This is a genomic window from Shewanella sp. GJ50-10 (genome assembly GCF_055808815.1).
In genome coordinates this window covers 4178174-4194790 of record NZ_JBVVSS010000001.1, presented here as the reverse complement: position 1 = coordinate 4194790, position 16617 = coordinate 4178174, and the positions used below count along the sequence as shown (strand labels likewise).

Below are 16617 nucleotides of genomic sequence, written 5' to 3'. Positions count from 1 at the left end.
GGTATTGGTATTTTTTCACTAAAATGATTATCACAAAAAATTATTAAAATTATAAAAATTGATAATTTATTATTTCAACTAGTCTCTACTACACTTCATCTATCGAAAATAAACCCCTACTTTATATTCAATAATTGGAGTGATAACTATGTCTACGCCTATGCCTTACCCAAGAACGTTTTCGCATATTGGTATTTCAGTTCCTGATTTAGAGGCTGCTGTTAAGTTTTATACCGAAGTACTCGGTTGGTACTTAATTATGGAGCCAACCAATATTACTGAAGATGATTCAGCGATTGGCGAAATGTGTACTGATGTATTCGGTGCAGGTTGGGAGCGCTTTAAGATTGCTCATTTGTCTACTGGTGATCGTGTAGGTGTTGAGTTGTTTGAATTCAAAAACCAACAAAATCCTGAAGATAATTTTGAATACTGGAAAACTGGTGTGTTCCATTTCTGTGTTCAAGATCCTGATGTTGAAGGTTTAGCTGAAAAGATTGTTGCTGCTGGTGGTAAAAAACGTATGAAAGCGCCTCGTTACTATTACCCAGGTGAGAAACCATACCGCATGATTTACATGGAAGATCCATTCGGCAATATCCTTGAAATCTATAGTCATAGTTATGAGTTGCACTATGCAAGTGGCGCGTATAAGTAAGCGATTCATTTAGATTAAGGTGCTCGAAATTGAGTGCCTTCATTACTTTTCTCATTGTTTTAAGTCTATTTACTGTTAGCCGTTTAAGGAACGCAATATGTTTATCAATCATCCTAGTCGAAGAGAGTTCATGAAGTTACTGGGAGTAAGTTTAGGTGCCGCAGCTTTGCCAATAGCATTAACTGGCTGCGCTTCTGCAACCTCACAAAGCACAGCAGTGGCTGGCGCTGTGACAGGTTTACCTGATGCTGAAATGCCGTACCCACGAACCTTTTCTCATATTGGTATTTCTGTTCCTGATTTAGAAGCGGCAGTGAAGTTTTATACCGAAGTGTTGGGCTGGTATTTAATCATGGAGCCGACGGAGATTATCGAAGATGACTCTGCGATAGGTGAGATGTGTACCGATGTGTTTGGTCCCGGTTGGGAGCGATTTAAAATTGCGCATCTATCAACGGGTGATCGTATTGGTGTTGAGCTATTTGAATTTAAGAATCAACAAAACCCTGAAGATAACTTTGAATATTGGAAAACAGGCATTTTTCATTTCTGTGTCCAAGATCCTGATGTTGAAGGCTTAGCTGACAAAATTGTTGCTGCTGGTGGTAAGAAACGCATGAAAGCACCACGCTATTATTACCCGGGTGAAAAACCTTACCGCATGATCTACATGGAAGATCCATTTGGTAATATTTTAGAGATTTATAGCCATAGCTATGAGTTAACGTATTCTGCAGGCGCCTACCAATAATGTTGGTTGAGGCAGCCTTATGTACTGACATTAGGCTGCTAACGTTATAGTCAGTTTAGCTGGATTCATTTCCAGCTAAACTTTAATGGCAGCAGATTTGTATATCATTGATTAGCTATTATATTAGTTACTTACAATAATAGTGGCTAATTGATTAGCAATGTTATATTTACCATCAGTGCGGATATAGATAGTCGCGCCACTTTTTGACGCAGTAATATCATGCTCAAATTGACCTGTTGAACCAAAGTAACTGCCAGCGGCTAAATCTTTACTGTTAGTGGTTTCTTTTGATTGATATTCAAGATCACCTTTTATCACTATCGCGCGAAACTCTTCAGCATTAACGATAATCTTTCCTTGGTAACCCGCGGGCAGTTTAACCATCGCGCCGCCAAGTTGACCAAGCTTATTGCTACCCCATAGCGAAGTGATTTCCGCATCCTTGCCGTTAATGAGCTTTACATCCGTTTGGTCGAGCCAAACTAGATTAGATTCATGCAAATTTATTGGTTTTTCATCGCTTTCAAATTGTTGATCTGATGGCTTAACTAAGTAAGGGCCGCTATCAATTTCCAAGAAAATCAAATTGTCTTCACCATTGGCGGCAGTGATATGGTTCTCACCTGCTGGCTGCGTCCAAAATGAACCTGATGGCATCCACATTGTTGCAGCAGCAGGATCATCATTATGCATCTGACCCTCAATGACTACGCCGCGGTAGGTAATGTTGTGAATATGCGGAGGTGATGAAAAGCCTTTATCAAATTTTACCAACATTCCCGTTGGCACATTTTTAGTGCGGTCGCCCCAAAGGTTAGCAGCGCCAGGGCTTTCATCTCCACGAAGTGGGTTTAAGTATCCCCATTGGATCTCACTTGTGGTAATCACCTCAGACTGAAGTTGTGTTGTTTTGGCAAATACTTGGCTGGCAGTCAAACTGCTAAAAAGTGCAATGGTAATAGCGACTTTGGGAAAACTTTTCATTGGGTATCTCGCTGAAGAAGTCAAAGGGATATTTATGGAGGAATTATAGTGCTTAGTGGTAAAACAAAAAGGCGTAATAACAAGAAAGACTTTCAAGTTATTGTTGATAATCAATCGAGCTAAGCTAAAAAAAGCGAGCACTTTAAAGTGCTCGCTTGTTTATCTAAACTGTTATCTAAACAGTGGAATCAGTAAAATGCTTACTGAGACTTTTGTTTAAAACGTTTAATTTTCACAATGACGAAGGTCAATAAAATTGAACCTAAAATTAACCCTACTGAGAACACCACATTTTGTAGTGCCATAGGATCAATGACTAACATGCTACCTAGTCCTAGCATCATGATGCCTGACATCAGTTTAAGTACTTCGCCTTCTTTTTCAGTCAGTTTACGTTTACCTAATGTGGCCGAGAATACGATGACAATCGTTGCCAGCGGGATAACATAAATCACGTTATAAGCAATCAAGTACATGTAACGTTCAACAGCATCTAAACCAGAAATCGACAGGACAGAGGTGTAAATCATTGGGAAGCCAGCGGTGCAAAGCAATTCATAGGCATTAGCTAAGATAGCGAGTACTGCGGAACCGAATATCAGTGTCGGCAGTGAGCTGGTTTTAGACAATTTACCCATACGTTTAATTAAGCTGCCACGGTTTTCAACCGACATGGATAAACTGACATCGCCTTTACCAAAGAAGAAGTCTTTTATGTTCACCAAGGCGGCCACCAGTGCGATTAATCCCGCTCCAGTAATAATCCAACCGCCATCACTGCCACCAAGCAGTTGGAATAGGTTGAGCCATGCGCTCATGAAGATGAAGTAAATAAAGCCTGAGAAGAATACAAAGATACCGCCAACAAGCAGCATACGACCTCGGCTGCCTGCATTGACCATTATGCTAAGTAAAAACAGTAAGACAAAGAAAGCACATGGGTTAAATGCATCGACACCAGCAAGCACTAGCGTTAATACAGGAAGCGACATTTTTTCAGGTTGTACTGCGCCAATTAAAGGAATATCTACAGGCTGAACGTGGGGCTTTGAGTCTAGGCTTGAATGTTCGCCATTACTTGCTTCAAAGTCCATTCCGCATGTTCCTGCGTCAGGATCGGCGCTGTCTGAACATGTTTCAAATAAAGGCGCATCAGCTGTGGTTTTATCTTCATAAAAATCAGCCATTAGGTCTTTAAGATTCCCCGAACCGCCGTTTCTTTGATAACAAGCTTCAAGTCGCTCAAGTATATAGCGTCCAGTTACGTCGTGACTGTTATAACCAGTTATCGCTTCACCACAAACGGCAAAGTAAGGCACCGACTTAGGCTCTACACCTGTTTGCTCGCCTATTGCCATTAACTTATCGACATTACCTGGCTCGCTGATTAAGTAGTCTTCGAGATTAATCCAATTGTATCGCTCAGCTAAAGCATCGATAAAGGGATGTGCCTCACGACAATGGGGACAAGTCTGCGACCAGAAAAAATGTAAATTTACCGAGGGTTCAGCCGCGGTTTTGTTGACCCATATATCGGAATCGTTTGCTTGTGCTAGGCCTGATACTGAAACTAACAGACTAAATAAAATCATTATGCGGGTGAAAAACTTGCTCATCCATAACCTCAACTATAAACACCAAAAGAGTTAACTAGAATCACTGCGTCGCCATTGGAAATGTTAAGGCAGACTGAGGACTCTAGTGTTATCTCAGATACATAACTTATGCTTTTGTTCAGTATGGAAATGATTAGCTTTTATATACGTGAACTGGCTCCCATTCTGCTTTATAGAATTACTTTTATGTTCAAAATGGGATCTTTACATAGCTTTACCGACTCATAACCCTAACTGACATTGCATTGGCTAAACTAGCTTCATACCAAAAACGACTTCAAAGGATTTGCAGTTAGTGAGCTTGGTATAACAACACCAAATTCTGTTAGCAGTGCTATTTAATCAAATTGATAAAGTGCTGGTAGCCATTCTTCAAATGATGAATTAAGCAAATATATAGGTGAGATTATGAAATCACGTTTAACAGTAAAAAGCAGTTTATTAGCCCTTGTTGCTTCTTCAGCGTTATTAGCAGGTCAAGTATATGCGGCTGATACTGTAACAAGTGTCCAGTCTGAGCAAACCCAACAAAAAGGTGAGCGTGCACATGGTGGCAAACATCACGGTAAAAGCATGCACAAAAGTGTTCGTAAAATGCTACGTTCACTCGATTTAACTGAAGCTCAAAGAACTGATGTTAAGGCGGTAATTGAGAAGTACAAAGCAGAGAAAGGCGAACGTCCTTCAGCTGAAGAGCGCACTGCTCATAAAGCTGAAATGCTAGCGCTAATCAGTAATGCTAACTTTGACGATGCTCAAGCAGATGCCATTATCGATGCTAAGCAACTGAAGCAAAAAGAAGGCATGAAAAACTTCATGAAAATGCAAAATGAAATCTATCAGTTGCTAACTGAAGAACAAAAAGCGAAGTTTGACTCACGTTTTACCAAAGCTAAAGGTAAAGGTCGTGGTTAATCTATAACTGACTCCGCTATAATAGAGAGACATTATTCAGCTTAAATATGCGCGATTACCTCTATTATGACAAAAGATTCAGAATACGATTTTTGGGTGAAACTGGCTAGCCGCGCTGCGGTAGCCACAGCTTTATTCCTTATCGTGATTAAGTTACTCGCTTGGCTCTACTCAGGGTCAGCGAGTATGCTTGCATCGTTAACCGACTCCTTTGCTGATGCACTTGCCTCTATTGTTAACTTCATTGCTATTCGTTACGCCATTTTACCTGCTGATGACGATCATCGTTATGGTCACGGTAAAGCTGAGCCTTTAGCTTCTTTAGCCCAATCTGCGTTTATTCTTGGCTCAGCCTTCTTGCTGATGTTTTATGGCGGCGAACGATTAATCAACCCTGTTGAGGTTACCCATGCTGGCTTAGGTGTTGCGGTATCGATCATTGCGCTTATTATGACCTTTGCATTAGTTATGCTGCAAAAGAAAGCGTTAGCGAAAACCAACAGCACCGTGGTTGAAGCAGACTCCTTACACTACAAATCTGATTTATTCTTAAACGGCGCAGTATTGTTAGCCTTAGTGTTAGCACAATATGGCTGGTGGTGGGCTGATGGTTTATTTGCAGTATTAATTGCACTCTATATTGGCCATCAGGCGGTTGATTTAGGTTATCGTTCAATTCAGTCATTGCTTGACCGTGAATTAGATGAAGAAACCCGCGATCAGATTGTTGAAATCGTAAAGCAAGATCCAAGGGTGAATGGTCTGCATGAGCTCCGTACACGCCAAGCAGGTAAAACCACATTTATTCAATTTCATATTGAGCTTAAAGGTTCGTTGTTACTGCGTGAAGCTCATGAAATTACCGATAAAACCGAACAGCGATTGCGAGATACATTTGAGAGTGCGGAAGTGATAATTCACCAAGACCCAATAGACTAAAGGCATATCAAACAGCTCTTTACACCTCTATTCCTTTGGGCAGCGTTTGTTGGCCATTTTTACTGTGTTATCGACTTTTTATGTAGAATAACTACACCACAAAGTCTCTGCCTTGTATAAATGGCCAACAACTCGCTGCAAAAACAACCTTGAAAGATCAACAGATCCTAATAACCAAGCTTAATAAATTGCTCTGTCGCCTCGGTAACAATGTTGTCGATAGTGTTATCGACATTAACAGTGACGACTAATGGCTCTTGGCTGGGATCTTCTAAAGTTGCAAATTGGCTATCTACCATGTTTTGCTTCATAAAATGACCACTTCTTGCCTGCATTCTCGCCAAAATTAACTCGTAACTACCTTCTAAATAAAGAAAAGCCACTTGCTGATTACCATCACGAATCGTGTCTCGGTATTGTTTTTTTAATGCTGAGCAAACAATTATCGCAGTTTCATTTTTAGACTCAATACTATAAGCCGCATCCCTGACACGCACTAACCACGGGGCTCGATCGTTATCATTAAGAGGTTCGCCTCGGGCCATTTTTTGAATGTTTTCACGTGGATGTAAGTCGTCGCCATCGATAAACTTAGCGTTTAATTGGTTTGCTAACTTTTCGCCAACGGTGCTTTTACCGCAGGCACACACACCCATCACAATAATGGTTTTACCGGTCATTTACGTACCTCAAATCAGGGTTGATCTATATACTTTCGACGTTTCGAAAGTATATCTCGAAGCTGTGTGATAGTACCGCGTTGAGTTGATTTTATTTGGTTAGATTAGATTTAATCATCTTAATTAAGAATACATAAAAGAACGATGGAATATACCATGGACCCTTTAGCACAACCTGCTGATCCTACCTATCTACTGATGGTCGCTGGCGCGGCCATTACCGCACTACTCGTACTGATTATAAAATTAAAAATGCACGCATTTGTGGCGTTAACCTTAGTCAGTTTATCGACTGCGTTGGCAACAGGTATCGCAACGGAACAAGTTGTACCGACGATGATGTCAGGCTTCGGTGGCACGCTGGCTGCCGTTGCGCTTTTAGTTGGCTTAGGCGCCATGATTGGTAAAATTTTAGAGGTCACAGGCGGAGCGCAAGTATTGGCGGACAGCCTTATTGGCCGCTTTGGTGCAGAAAAAGCGCCTTTTGCATTAGGTATTGCTTCACTCCTGTTTGGTTTTCCCATCTTCTTTGATGCGGGCTTAATCGTGATGATGCCGATTATCTTTAGTGTGGCCAAACGCTTTGGCGGCTCCCCCTTAAGTACGCGTTACCCTCTGCTGGTGCCTTTGCGGTAATGCATGCGTTTGTTCCGCCGCATCCTGGCCCTGTTGCCGCAGCTGATTTACTGGGAGCCAACATTGGCATGTTGCTGATGATAGGTATGTTAGTGGCGATTCCTACTTGGTACTTTGGCGCTTACCTTTTTGGATTATATGCAGGCAAAAAATTTGATATTCCATTATCGAAAGTCTTTTTAAGCTCAGGTACTGTGATTGACCCAGCCAAGTTGCCAAAATTCACGACCGTATTAATGATTTTACTCTTACCAGTAATGCTGATTTTTTTAGATACAGGCTTAAATACCTTAAGTGTTGCTGGAGTGATTGATGGCAATACTACTTGGGTTGAAAGCTTGCGAATGTTGGGCAAAACCCCGGTTGCGCTGCTGATAACCTTATTAGTTTGTTTAGCCGTTTTTGCCAAAGACTACGGCATGAAACACCTTGAAAAACTTTGTGGTGACTCGTTAGCGCCTATTTGTGGCGCGATATTAGTGACAGGTGCTGGTGGCATGTTTGGTGGTGTTTTACGTGCTAGTGGCATTGGTGAAGCATTAGCAGACGCATTAAATGACACTGGTATGCCTATTATTGTGGCAGCCTTTGTTATTGCCACTTGTTTACGTGTTGCTCAAGGTTCTGCAACGGTTGCACTAACCACTACTGCTGCGTTAATTGCGCCTATGGTTGCTGCTACTTCGGGCTTAAGTCAGTTTGATTTATGTTTCATTGTTATTGCCATTGCAGGTGGCTCGACAGTGTTGTCGCACTTTAATGATTCAGGCTTTTGGCTAGTGGGTCGTTTAATGGAAATGGATGAGAAAACCACCTTAAAAACCTGGACCGTTATGGAAACCTTACTAGGTACTATTGCGTTTTTCATCGTGGCGATACTGAGCATGATTATCTAACGCTAAAATGGTATTAAGCGTAATAATCTTGATTGCAAGGAGCAGAGATGCTCCTTTTTATTGGATATTTACCTAACGGCAAAAGTCCGTTGTCTGAAATATTTTCGAACACATTTGCTAGATTACATTTGATTGTTTAACAAGCATTTTCTGCTATGCTGCCCGCGCTGATAAAATTATTAAGGAATGATGATGAAACGTTTATCTGTTATAGCAAGTGCATTATTAATGGCTGGTTTATCTTTTAACGCCACAGCCGAAGAGCAAAAAGCCCGCGATACGGGGTGGTATGTGGGTGGTGAGCTGAGTAGTGTGCAACTGGAAGTCGGTAGTTTTGACGATTCTGGTTCTGGCTTTGGCGCCTATGGTGGTTATAACTTTAATCATTGGTTTGGTCTTGAAGGGAAGTGGATGCTGACAAATGATCTGCAACAAGGTCGTGTCGATCTTGGTTTAGCTGTTTTTTCGGTAGCACCAAAATTTACTTGGGCCATTAATGATACTTTTTCAGTTTTCGGTAAAGTTGGCTTAGCTATTCGAGCGCTTGAAGTTGACCCTGATTACGATTATGACGAAGGCTTTGATACTGCCGATTGGAGCGGTGTTAATGTGGTTTACGGTGTGGGTGTGACTGCCGCGGTTTCTAAGTCACTGCGTTTACGTTTAAGTTATGATTATGTCACTGGTGATTTAGATGCCGATCGTTCTGATACGTTAGATATTGATGCCGATACTTCGCAATTAGCGTTAGGCTTGCATTATCAGTTCTAAGCTTTAGCATTTTATCTAAAGCGATATTTGAGATAAAAACACAGTGATAGTAAATAAAAAAGGATAGCCGTCGCTATCCTTTTTCTGTTCTGGCAATAGTGAGAACATTAATCCATTTCTAACTCTTTAAGCTTACGAGTGAGGGTGTTACGTCCCCAGCCTAAGCGTTTAGCCGCTTCTTGTTTGTGACCTTGAGTATGTTTGAGCGCCGTTTTAAGTAAAATCCGCTCAAATGCTGGTTGAACTTCGGTGAGTAAATCACTTTCGCCCGCAGCCAGCTTTTCATCTATCCATTGGGTTAAAGCCATTTGCCAATCTGATACACCATTGACTCTTTCGCCTGCACTAACTGGATCTTTAAGTAACTCAGTGGGTAAATCTTGCGGCAAAATCTCTTGGCCTGACGCCATCACAGTTAACCAGCGGCAGGTATTTTCAAGTTGTCTGACGTTACCAGGCCATGGTAGTTGCTCAAGCTTAGTGGCTGTTTCTTTAGTGAGAATTTTCGGTTCAACCCCAATTTCTTTCGCTGCTGAAATAAGGAAGTGAGTCGCCAGTTGAGCAATATCTTCACGGCGCTGTGACAGTGGAGGTAAGTGGACTCGAATCACGTTTAAGCGGTGAAATAAATCTTCACGAAAGTCGCCTTTTTGCACCAGTAATTCTAAGTCTTGGTGTGTGGCAGCAATAATTCGCACATCCACTTGCACTGCAATATGGCCACCGACGCGATAGAACTGACCATCTGCCAGCACACGTAATAAACGGGTTTGTACATCAAGTGGCATATCGCCAATTTCATCTAGAAATAAAGTGCCGCCGTTAGCTTGTTCAAAGCGTCCTTGGCGCACGTTGGCTGCACCAGTAAAAGCGCCTTTTTCGTGGCCAAATAATTCTGATTCAATTAAGTCCTTTGGAATTGCGGCCATGTTAAGGGCAATGAAAGGGCTGTCTTTTCGTGGGCTATGCTTATGCAGAGCACCTGCGACCAGTTCTTTACCTGTACCAGATTGTCCATTGATCAACACACTGATTGAAGAACGTGAAAGGCGGCCGATGGCTCTGAATACTTCCTGCATTGAGGGAGCCTCGCCAATGATTTCAGGCGTTTTGACGACTTCAGGCTCGGCACTCGGAGCTGGTACCTGCTCTGTTGCATGGGTGAGTGCGCGTTCTACTAATGCAATGGCTTCATCAATATCAAAGGGTTTAGGTAAGTATTCAAATGCCCCTGCTTGATAGGCACTGACTGCACTATCTAAATCTGAGTGGGCAGTCATGATGATCACAGGAATATGCGGGTAATGCATTTGTAAGCGATCAAGCAAGGTCAGTCCGTCTGTGCCAGGCATACGAATATCTGACACAATCACAATGGGTTGTGAGATCTCTAATGCTTGCCACAATGACTCTGCAGCAGCAAAACTGGCTGTGGATATTTTGGCCCCGAGTAGGGCTCTTTCTAATACCCAGCGAATAGAGCTGTCATCGTCGAGGATCCAAACTTGTTCGCTTATACTCATGTTACTTCCTCTATAGCCATCAATGGCATGTTATTGTAATGGCAGGATAATAGTAAATTCTGTGTGTCCTGGCGCCGAGACACAATCGATTCGACCTCCGTGTAATCTAGCGATATTGTGCGCAATAGATAGACCTAAACCTGACCCTTCCTCACGACCTGTCACCATGGGATAAAACAAGGTATCTAATAGTCCTGCTGGGATCCCTGGACCGTTATCAATAATTGACAATGCCAGTACTAATTTAAACCTTTGGGTACCAATCGTGACCTGATGCTGAGTTCGAGATCGGATTAAGATTTCTCCCCCTTGCTCCTCTAAGGCTTGAATGGCGTTTTGCACTATATTAAGCACGGCTTGTTGCAATTGGTCGGGATCCATATTCATGTCTGGAATAGAAGGATCATAATCTCGAGACAGAGTGACCTTTTCGGGTAAGGTTAGCTCAATCAGTTTTAAGACTTTTTGCACGACTTGGTGAATATTATGCTCAGTGTGCTGAGTTGGGCGTTGTGGCCCTAATAATTTATCGACCAAATTGCGCAGTCTGTCAGCTTGCTCAATGATGAGGTCGGTAAATTCTTTTAACTCTGGTTCAGCTAATTCACGTGACAATAACTGGGCTGCACCTCGAAGGCCACCTAACGGGTTTTTTATTTCATGGGCAAGATTTCGAACCAAGAACTGCGCCGCTTGTTGTTGGGCATCTAGGTTCAGTTGTTGATGAATTCGGTGTTGCTGATCGACCTGACGTAGCTCTAGTAAGCTGAGGTTATCTTCGCTTTCCATCGGGCTTAGAGTGATATCGATGATGTGGTGAACGCCATCTAAGGTAATCAGTGCAGCAGTATTGACGGTAATGCCTTGGTTGGCTTTAACTGAATCAATAAGTAGCTGATTCTCAACCCCCATAAATTGATATAGCTCTGGGAGTTGTTGTTCAAGTAGTTTATTTGCACCAACACCTAGCAGCTGTTCTGCCGCAGCATTGGCATAATGAGGCCGTAATTCGCTATCAATAACGAAAACGGCGGTAACTAAATGATTCAGCAGATTATTTGTGTCCATCAATTGTCCTGCATAATGAAGTTGCACCATCATGTTGCACCGATTTGGTGCATTGTGCAACTTATTCTACATCGACAATCAACAATAAATAATTTTTACAGCATGATCTTATCTATTTGATATATATCAATTTTTTGCTGGCATTGGCGTAGGTTTTGCCTTTAATGCAATTGATGCCTGATGTAGAAATATCTTTCTAGCAGAACTAGATGCAAGGACTTTGCCGTTTTGGGTCAAAATCTTAACCACTAAGTTATGTTCACCTCGATTTACTTCGGTGACACTAAAAATAGCGCCAGATTGTGGTTGGCCGTAAAGGATATCGTCAATATATAAGGCGAGGAGGTAACCATTAGGTAATTCTGGTGCGGCACTGGCAACGACAGTGAAATTCCCTTGGTTATTGCGGATTGTCTCTTCTTCAGTTGGATTAACTATGCGCACTCGATAGGTGATTGGTTCAGCAGCTTTTTTATTGGGTTCTATTGCGGCTGGAATAGCTACCGAAATATTATTTTGAGTGTTTTGATTAAGCTCAACTGCTTCAGCATTGCCTTTTGGTTCGTCACTATAATGGACTTTACCGTTTTCATCGACCCAGCGATAAACCGTTGCGTGGCTGTTCGAGATAGCGATACTGCACAACATCAGGCTGATAATTAGGCTAGTTATTAAACTGGTCATTAGAGTCGAGCGCATTGGAGGTTCCTTCACCTTGGGCTTTAATCACCTTAATACTAGCCTCTTTTTAACAAAAAATCAGCAATTACTGATGTACAGCTTTAGTTTATTACTGGTAGAAAATTTGGCTAATTACTTGTACTGACAGCGATATTCGCTCACTTCTGAAGTACGGATTTTAAAGTTAACATTGGCATCTAACTCAAAAAGATCACCTGCGGCAATGGTTTTCCATTCAGTGGCTTCGGGTAGTAAAACATCAAACTTACCCGAGGTAATATTCATCACTTCAGCTTGTGTTGTGTCAAAATCATATTCTCCAGGCAGCACTACACCTAAGGTTTGGTGGCTGCCATTGTCAAAATGGATGGTGCGGCTGATGACTTTGCCGTCAAAGTAAACATTAGCTTGTGTTGCGACATCGACCTGTGAAATTACGCTCATAACTGCTCTCCTGATGGATAAACTTAAAGTGAAATAGTGTTATATAGCGTTGAATATAAATTCATTTAACATGAATATAAAGTAATTAATCGTTATAGGTTAGATAGAAAAATAAATTCGGTCAATATGGTGCTTTAATACGGTAAATGAGTAAGTTACAGGCAATAAAAAACCCGCTTAAGCGGGTTTTTTTGAATCATATAAAATGATTAATAACGATTAAGAACCACGGTTGTGACGCTTACGCTCGTTTTCAGTTAAGTAACGCTTACGAACACGGATGTTCTCAGGTGTTACTTCTACTAATTCATCATCATCGATGAACTCAAGTGCTTGCTCAAGTGTCATTTCGATGTGTGGAGTCAGTACTTGTGCTTCATCAGTACCTGATGCACGCATGTTAGTAAGTTGCTTACCTTTCAGACAGTTAACTGTTAAGTCATTTGCACGAGCGTGTAAACCAACTACTTGACCTTCGTAAACTTCAGCAGCGTGACCAATAAATAGGCGACCACGTTCTTGAAGGTTAAATAATGCGAATGTCAGTGCTTTACCAGTTGCATTTGAAATCAATACGCCACGAGCACGTTGACCAATATCACCGCCTTTCACTGGACCGTAATGGTCGAATGAATGGTAGATAAGACCTGTACCAGAAGTCGCAGTCATGAATTCAGTTTGGAAACCGATTAAGCCACGGCTAGGGATAACGAAATCGATACGTACACGACCCTTACCATCTAACTGCATGTCGCGCATGTCACCCTTACGAGTACCTAATTTTTCAATTACAGCACCTTGATGTTCTTCTTCAACATCGACAGTTAATGTTTCGTATGGCTCACACATTTCGCCATCGATTTCTTTTTCGATAACTTCTGGACGAGATACTGCTAACTCGTAACCTTCACGACGCATGTTTTCAATCAAGATACCTAAGTGTAATTCACCACGGCCTGATACACGGAAACGATCTGGAGATTCAGTTTCTTCAACACGTAATGCAACGTTATGAATTAACTCTTGTTCTAGACGTTCAAGGATATTACGTGAAGTTACGTACTTACCTTCTTTACCAGCAAACGGAGAAGTGTTTACTTGGAAAGTCATGGTTAGTGTTGGCTCATCAACAGAAAGTGCAGGCAATGCTTCAACAGCAGTTGGTGCACAAATAGTGTCAGAAATCTTAAGTTCACCTAAACCAGTGATAGCTACGATGTCACCAGCGTTAGCTTCTTCTACTTCGTGACGCTCTAGACCCATGTAACCTAATACTTGGCCCATTTTACCGTTACGTTTCTTACCATCAGCACCAATAATGGTTACTTGTTGGTTAGTTTTAACGCTACCACGTTTAATACGACCAATACCGATAACACCTACATATGAGTTGTAATCGATTTGAGAAATTTGCATTTGGAACTCACCTTCAGCATCAGCGTCAGGAGAAGAAACCTTCTCAACGATAGCTTGGAAAAGTGGAGTCATGTCTTCGCTTGTTTCATCAGGATCTAATGTTGCGAAACCATTTAATGCAGAAGCATATACGATAGGGAAGTCTAACTGTTCGTCAGTTGCACCTAAGTTGTCGAATAAGTCGAATACTTGGTCAATAACCCAATCAGGACGAGCACCAGGACGGTCAATCTTGTTGATAACAACGATTGGCTTAAGGCCCTGTGCGAATGCTTTTTTAGTTACGAAGCGAGTTTGTGGCATTGGGCCATCAACTGCATCTACTAATAATAAAACAGAATCTACCATAGATAGAACACGTTCTACTTCACCACCGAAATCGGCGTGACCAGGAGTGTCTACGATGTTAATACGGTAGTCGTTCCATTTGATGGCAGTATTCTTAGCCAGAATGGTGATACCACGTTCTTTTTCAAGATCGTTAGAATCCATTACACGTTCTGCGGCTTCACCTCGACTTTCAAGGGTGCCTGACTGAGCCAATAGCTTGTCTACCAAGGTCGTTTTGCCATGGTCAACGTGAGCAATAATGGCGATGTTACGTAAATTCTCTAACACGGATAAAACCTCTATACCATCAAATAAAAATAGGATTTATAGGGACTACTTATTATAGCCGCTATAAAAAAGCGTGCCATTCTACTCCACGTAGGCTTGAGTAGATAGGATTATTTTTGAACACTTAGTTTTTTATAAAAAATAAGCCTTAAAGATAGAAGATAAAAATCAAAAAGGATCATAATGCCGCAATAAAGTGACGCTTTAATGAACTAGATCAATTATGCCGTTGAAACCGACGCACCGAAATGGACTTTTGCACCATTAGTGCGCATAGTGGTGCACTGAAGTTGTGCGTTATAGGTGTTTTCGGTAATGCGGATATTTTTATTGTTTTCTAAATCAGTAGTTTATCTTTCTGGCACGAAAGTCGCTTATAACAGAACAAATTCGAACAACAGATATTATGTCTGGCGAATAACAAGATTACATTAAGGGACCACCCTTTACCCTACCGGAGGCTTAAGAATGTCAGTTGAATCAATCCTAAAACAAATTGAAGAACTAGAAGTTAAGTTCGTAGATTTACGTTTTACAGACACTAAAGGTAAAGAGCAGCACGTCTCTATTCCTTCTCACCAAGTGAACGAAGACTTTTTTGAAGATGGCAAAATGTTCGATGGCTCATCTATCAACGGTTGGAAAGGCATCAATGAATCTGACATGGTATTAATGCCAGATCCTTCTTCTTTCTTATTAGATCCTTTCACTGAAGAAGTTACTGGTCTTATTCGTTGTGACATTTTAGAGCCAGCTACAATGACTGGTTACGAACGTGACCCTCGTTCAATTGCTAAAAAAGCTGAAGAGTACCTAAAGTCTACTGGTATTGCTGACACAGTATTAATTGGTCCAGAGCCAGAGTTCTTCTTATTTGACGACGTTAAGTTTGGTACTGACATGTCAGGTACTTTCGTTAAAGTTGACGCGAAAGAAGCTGCATGGAACTCAGGTACTAGCTACGAAGACGGCAACACAGGTCACCGTCCATTCGTTAAAGGTGGTTACTTCCCAGTTGCACCAGTTGATTCATCACAAGACATTCGTAGTGCAATGTGTCTAATTCTTGAAGAATTAGGTCAAGTTGTTGAAGCACATCACCACGAAGTTGCTACAGCGGGTCAAAACGAAATTGCTACACGTTTCAACACGCTTTCAAACAAAGCGGATGAAATTCAAATCATGAAGTATGTTGTTCATAACACTGCTCATGCATACGGTAAAACAGCGACATTCATGCCTAAGCCAATCGTTGGTGATAATGGTAGTGGTATGCACGTTCACCAATCTTTAGCTAAAGACGGTGTTAACTTATTCTCTGGCGACAAGTACGCTGGTTTAAGTGAACTAGCGCTTTACTACATCGGTGGAATCATCAAGCACGCTCGTGCATTGAACGCATTCACTAACCCAAGCACTAACTCATACAAGCGTCTAGTTCCACATTTCGAAGCGCCTGTAATGTTAGCTTACTCAGCTCGTAACCGTAGTGCTTCAATCCGTATCCCAGTGGTACCAAGCCCGAAAGCGCGTCGTATCGAAACACGTTTCCCAGATCCAACCGCTAACCCATACTTAGCATTCGCAGCGCTACTTATGGCTGGTCTTGACGGTATCCAAAACAAGATTCACCCAGGTGAAGCAATGGATAAAGATCTGTATGACCTACCTGCTGAAGAAGCGGCTGAGATCCCACAAGTTGCAACTTCTTTAGAGAATGCACTTGAGAACTTAGCAGCTGACCACGAATTCTTAACTAAAGGTGATGTATTCACTAAAGACTTTATTGAATCTTACATCACGCTTAAAGAAGAAGAGTGTGAGCAAGTATCACGTACTACTCACCCAATGGAATTCCAACTTTACTACAGCCTATAAGCCTTAGCTTAACGCTCATGTAAATTGGCCATAGGCTGAAGATTGAAAGCCCTTGATGATTATCATCAAGGGCTTTTTATTGTCTGAATTTTACTCTTGTCATTCCTGATTTAATTGTATCAACTTGTATCTGATAACTT

14 protein-coding genes and 1 pseudogene are annotated in these 16617 nt (G+C 41.6%); 7 read left to right on the top strand and 8 right to left on the bottom strand.

Translation table 11 applies throughout. The annotated features are described in order from the left end of the window. The first annotated feature begins 148 nt into the window (after positions 1-148). Entirely contained in the window at positions 149-658 is a 510-nt protein-coding gene (locus AC0L4E_RS17685) for a lactoylglutathione lyase family protein (RefSeq protein WP_473680629.1), read from the top strand. A gap of 253 nt (positions 659-911) precedes the next feature. Then, positions 912-1409 carry a lactoylglutathione lyase family protein gene (locus AC0L4E_RS17680; RefSeq protein WP_473681734.1) on the top strand — a complete coding sequence of 166 codons (498 nt, stop codon included), beginning with the start codon at positions 912-914 and terminating at the stop codon, positions 1407-1409. Positions 1410-1532: 123 nt separating this feature from the next. Here the strand turns inward: AC0L4E_RS17680 and AC0L4E_RS17675 are convergent, their stop codons facing one another. Beyond that, complete coding sequence (locus AC0L4E_RS17675) at positions 1533-2396, bottom strand: DUF4437 domain-containing protein (RefSeq protein ID WP_473680627.1); 864 nt, start codon at positions 2394-2396, stop codon at positions 1533-1535. A gap of 200 nt (positions 2397-2596) precedes the next feature. Next, positions 2597-4012 carry a cytochrome C biosynthesis protein gene (locus tag AC0L4E_RS17670; RefSeq protein WP_473680625.1) on the bottom strand — a complete coding sequence of 472 codons (1416 nt, stop codon included), beginning with the start codon at positions 4010-4012 and terminating at the stop codon, positions 2597-2599. Between the two features lie 408 nt (positions 4013-4420). Here AC0L4E_RS17670 and AC0L4E_RS17665 point away from each other — a divergent pair, with 408 nt between their 5' ends. After that, positions 4421-4927, top strand: coding sequence for a Spy/CpxP family protein refolding chaperone (locus tag AC0L4E_RS17665; protein ID WP_473680623.1), 507 nt, complete (start codon positions 4421-4423; stop codon positions 4925-4927). Between the two features lie 66 nt (positions 4928-4993). Beyond that, a complete protein-coding gene (gene fieF, locus AC0L4E_RS17660; RefSeq protein WP_473680621.1) occupies positions 4994-5866 on the top strand; it encodes a cation efflux pump FieF in 873 nt (290 codons plus the stop codon). Between the two features lie 167 nt (positions 5867-6033). Here the strand turns inward: fieF and AC0L4E_RS17655 are convergent, their stop codons facing one another. Next, on the bottom strand, positions 6034-6546 hold the full coding sequence (locus AC0L4E_RS17655) for a gluconokinase (protein WP_473680619.1): 513 nt from the start codon (positions 6544-6546) through the stop codon (positions 6034-6036). 144 nt (positions 6547-6690) lie between these two features. Between AC0L4E_RS17655 and AC0L4E_RS17650 the strand changes: the two are divergent. Together AC0L4E_RS17650 and AC0L4E_RS17645 are read left to right on the top strand one after the other, a co-directional pair. Beyond that, a pseudogene (locus tag AC0L4E_RS17650) lies at positions 6691-8078 on the top strand (GntP family permease). 192 nt (positions 8079-8270) lie between these two features. Further along, complete coding sequence (locus AC0L4E_RS17645) at positions 8271-8849, top strand: porin family protein (RefSeq protein WP_473680617.1); 579 nt, start codon at positions 8271-8273, stop codon at positions 8847-8849. 107 nt (positions 8850-8956) lie between these two features. Here AC0L4E_RS17645 and glnG read toward each other — a convergent pair whose 3' ends face one another. The 5 genes from glnG to typA all read right to left on the bottom strand — a co-directional run bounded on the left by glnG (position 8957) and on the right by typA (position 14599). Further along, on the bottom strand, positions 8957-10372 hold the full coding sequence (glnG, locus tag AC0L4E_RS17640; RefSeq protein WP_473680615.1) for a nitrogen regulation protein NR(I): 1416 nt from the start codon (positions 10370-10372) through the stop codon (positions 8957-8959). A gap of 30 nt (positions 10373-10402) precedes the next feature. Beyond that, positions 10403-11440 carry a nitrogen regulation protein NR(II) gene (gene glnL / locus AC0L4E_RS17635; protein WP_473680613.1) on the bottom strand — a complete coding sequence of 346 codons (1038 nt, stop codon included), beginning with the start codon at positions 11438-11440 and terminating at the stop codon, positions 10403-10405. 126 nt (positions 11441-11566) lie between these two features. Next, positions 11567-12139: a DUF4124 domain-containing protein gene (locus AC0L4E_RS17630; protein WP_473680611.1), complete on the bottom strand. Its 573-nt coding sequence runs from the start codon at positions 12137-12139 to the stop codon at positions 11567-11569. Between the two features lie 114 nt (positions 12140-12253). After that, positions 12254-12565 carry a pyrimidine/purine nucleoside phosphorylase gene (gene ppnP, locus AC0L4E_RS17625; protein ID WP_473680609.1) on the bottom strand — a complete coding sequence of 104 codons (312 nt, stop codon included), beginning with the start codon at positions 12563-12565 and terminating at the stop codon, positions 12254-12256. Between the two features lie 219 nt (positions 12566-12784). Next, positions 12785-14599 (bottom strand): translational GTPase TypA, encoded by a 1815-nt coding sequence (gene typA, locus AC0L4E_RS17620; protein ID WP_473680607.1) that lies wholly within the window; start codon positions 14597-14599, stop codon positions 12785-12787. 468 nt (positions 14600-15067) lie between these two features. Between typA and glnA the strand changes: the two genes are divergently transcribed. Then, positions 15068-16477 carry a glutamate--ammonia ligase gene (glnA, locus tag AC0L4E_RS17615; protein WP_473680605.1) on the top strand — a complete coding sequence of 470 codons (1410 nt, stop codon included), beginning with the start codon at positions 15068-15070 and terminating at the stop codon, positions 16475-16477. The last annotated feature ends 140 nt before the right edge of the window (positions 16478-16617 follow it).

Excerpts from the sequence above, each read along its gene's own strand:
- AC0L4E_RS17685 (WP_473680629.1), top strand. The coding sequence starts at position 149 with ATGTCTACGCCTATGCCTTACCCAAGAACGTTTTCGCATATTGGTATT.
- AC0L4E_RS17680 (WP_473681734.1), top strand. The coding sequence starts at position 912 with ATGCCGTACCCACGAACCTTTTCTCATATTGGTATTTCTGTTCCTGAT.
- AC0L4E_RS17675 (WP_473680627.1), bottom strand. The coding sequence starts at position 2,396 with ATGAAAAGTTTTCCCAAAGTCGCTATTACCATTGCACTTTTTAGCAGT.
- AC0L4E_RS17670 (WP_473680625.1), bottom strand. The coding sequence starts at position 4,012 with ATGAGCAAGTTTTTCACCCGCATAATGATTTTATTTAGTCTGTTAGTT.
- AC0L4E_RS17665 (WP_473680623.1), top strand. The coding sequence starts at position 4,421 with ATGAAATCACGTTTAACAGTAAAAAGCAGTTTATTAGCCCTTGTTGCT.
- fieF (WP_473680621.1), top strand. The coding sequence starts at position 4,994 with ATGACAAAAGATTCAGAATACGATTTTTGGGTGAAACTGGCTAGCCGC.
- AC0L4E_RS17655 (WP_473680619.1), bottom strand. The coding sequence starts at position 6,546 with ATGACCGGTAAAACCATTATTGTGATGGGTGTGTGTGCCTGCGGTAAA.
- AC0L4E_RS17645 (WP_473680617.1), top strand. The coding sequence starts at position 8,271 with ATGAAACGTTTATCTGTTATAGCAAGTGCATTATTAATGGCTGGTTTA.
- glnG (WP_473680615.1), bottom strand. The coding sequence starts at position 10,372 with ATGAGTATAAGCGAACAAGTTTGGATCCTCGACGATGACAGCTCTATT.
- glnL (WP_473680613.1), bottom strand. The coding sequence starts at position 11,440 with ATGGACACAAATAATCTGCTGAATCATTTAGTTACCGCCGTTTTCGTT.
- AC0L4E_RS17630 (WP_473680611.1), bottom strand. The coding sequence starts at position 12,139 with ATGCGCTCGACTCTAATGACCAGTTTAATAACTAGCCTAATTATCAGC.
- ppnP (WP_473680609.1), bottom strand. The coding sequence starts at position 12,565 with ATGAGCGTAATTTCACAGGTCGATGTCGCAACACAAGCTAATGTTTAC.
- glnA (WP_473680605.1), top strand. The coding sequence starts at position 15,068 with ATGTCAGTTGAATCAATCCTAAAACAAATTGAAGAACTAGAAGTTAAG.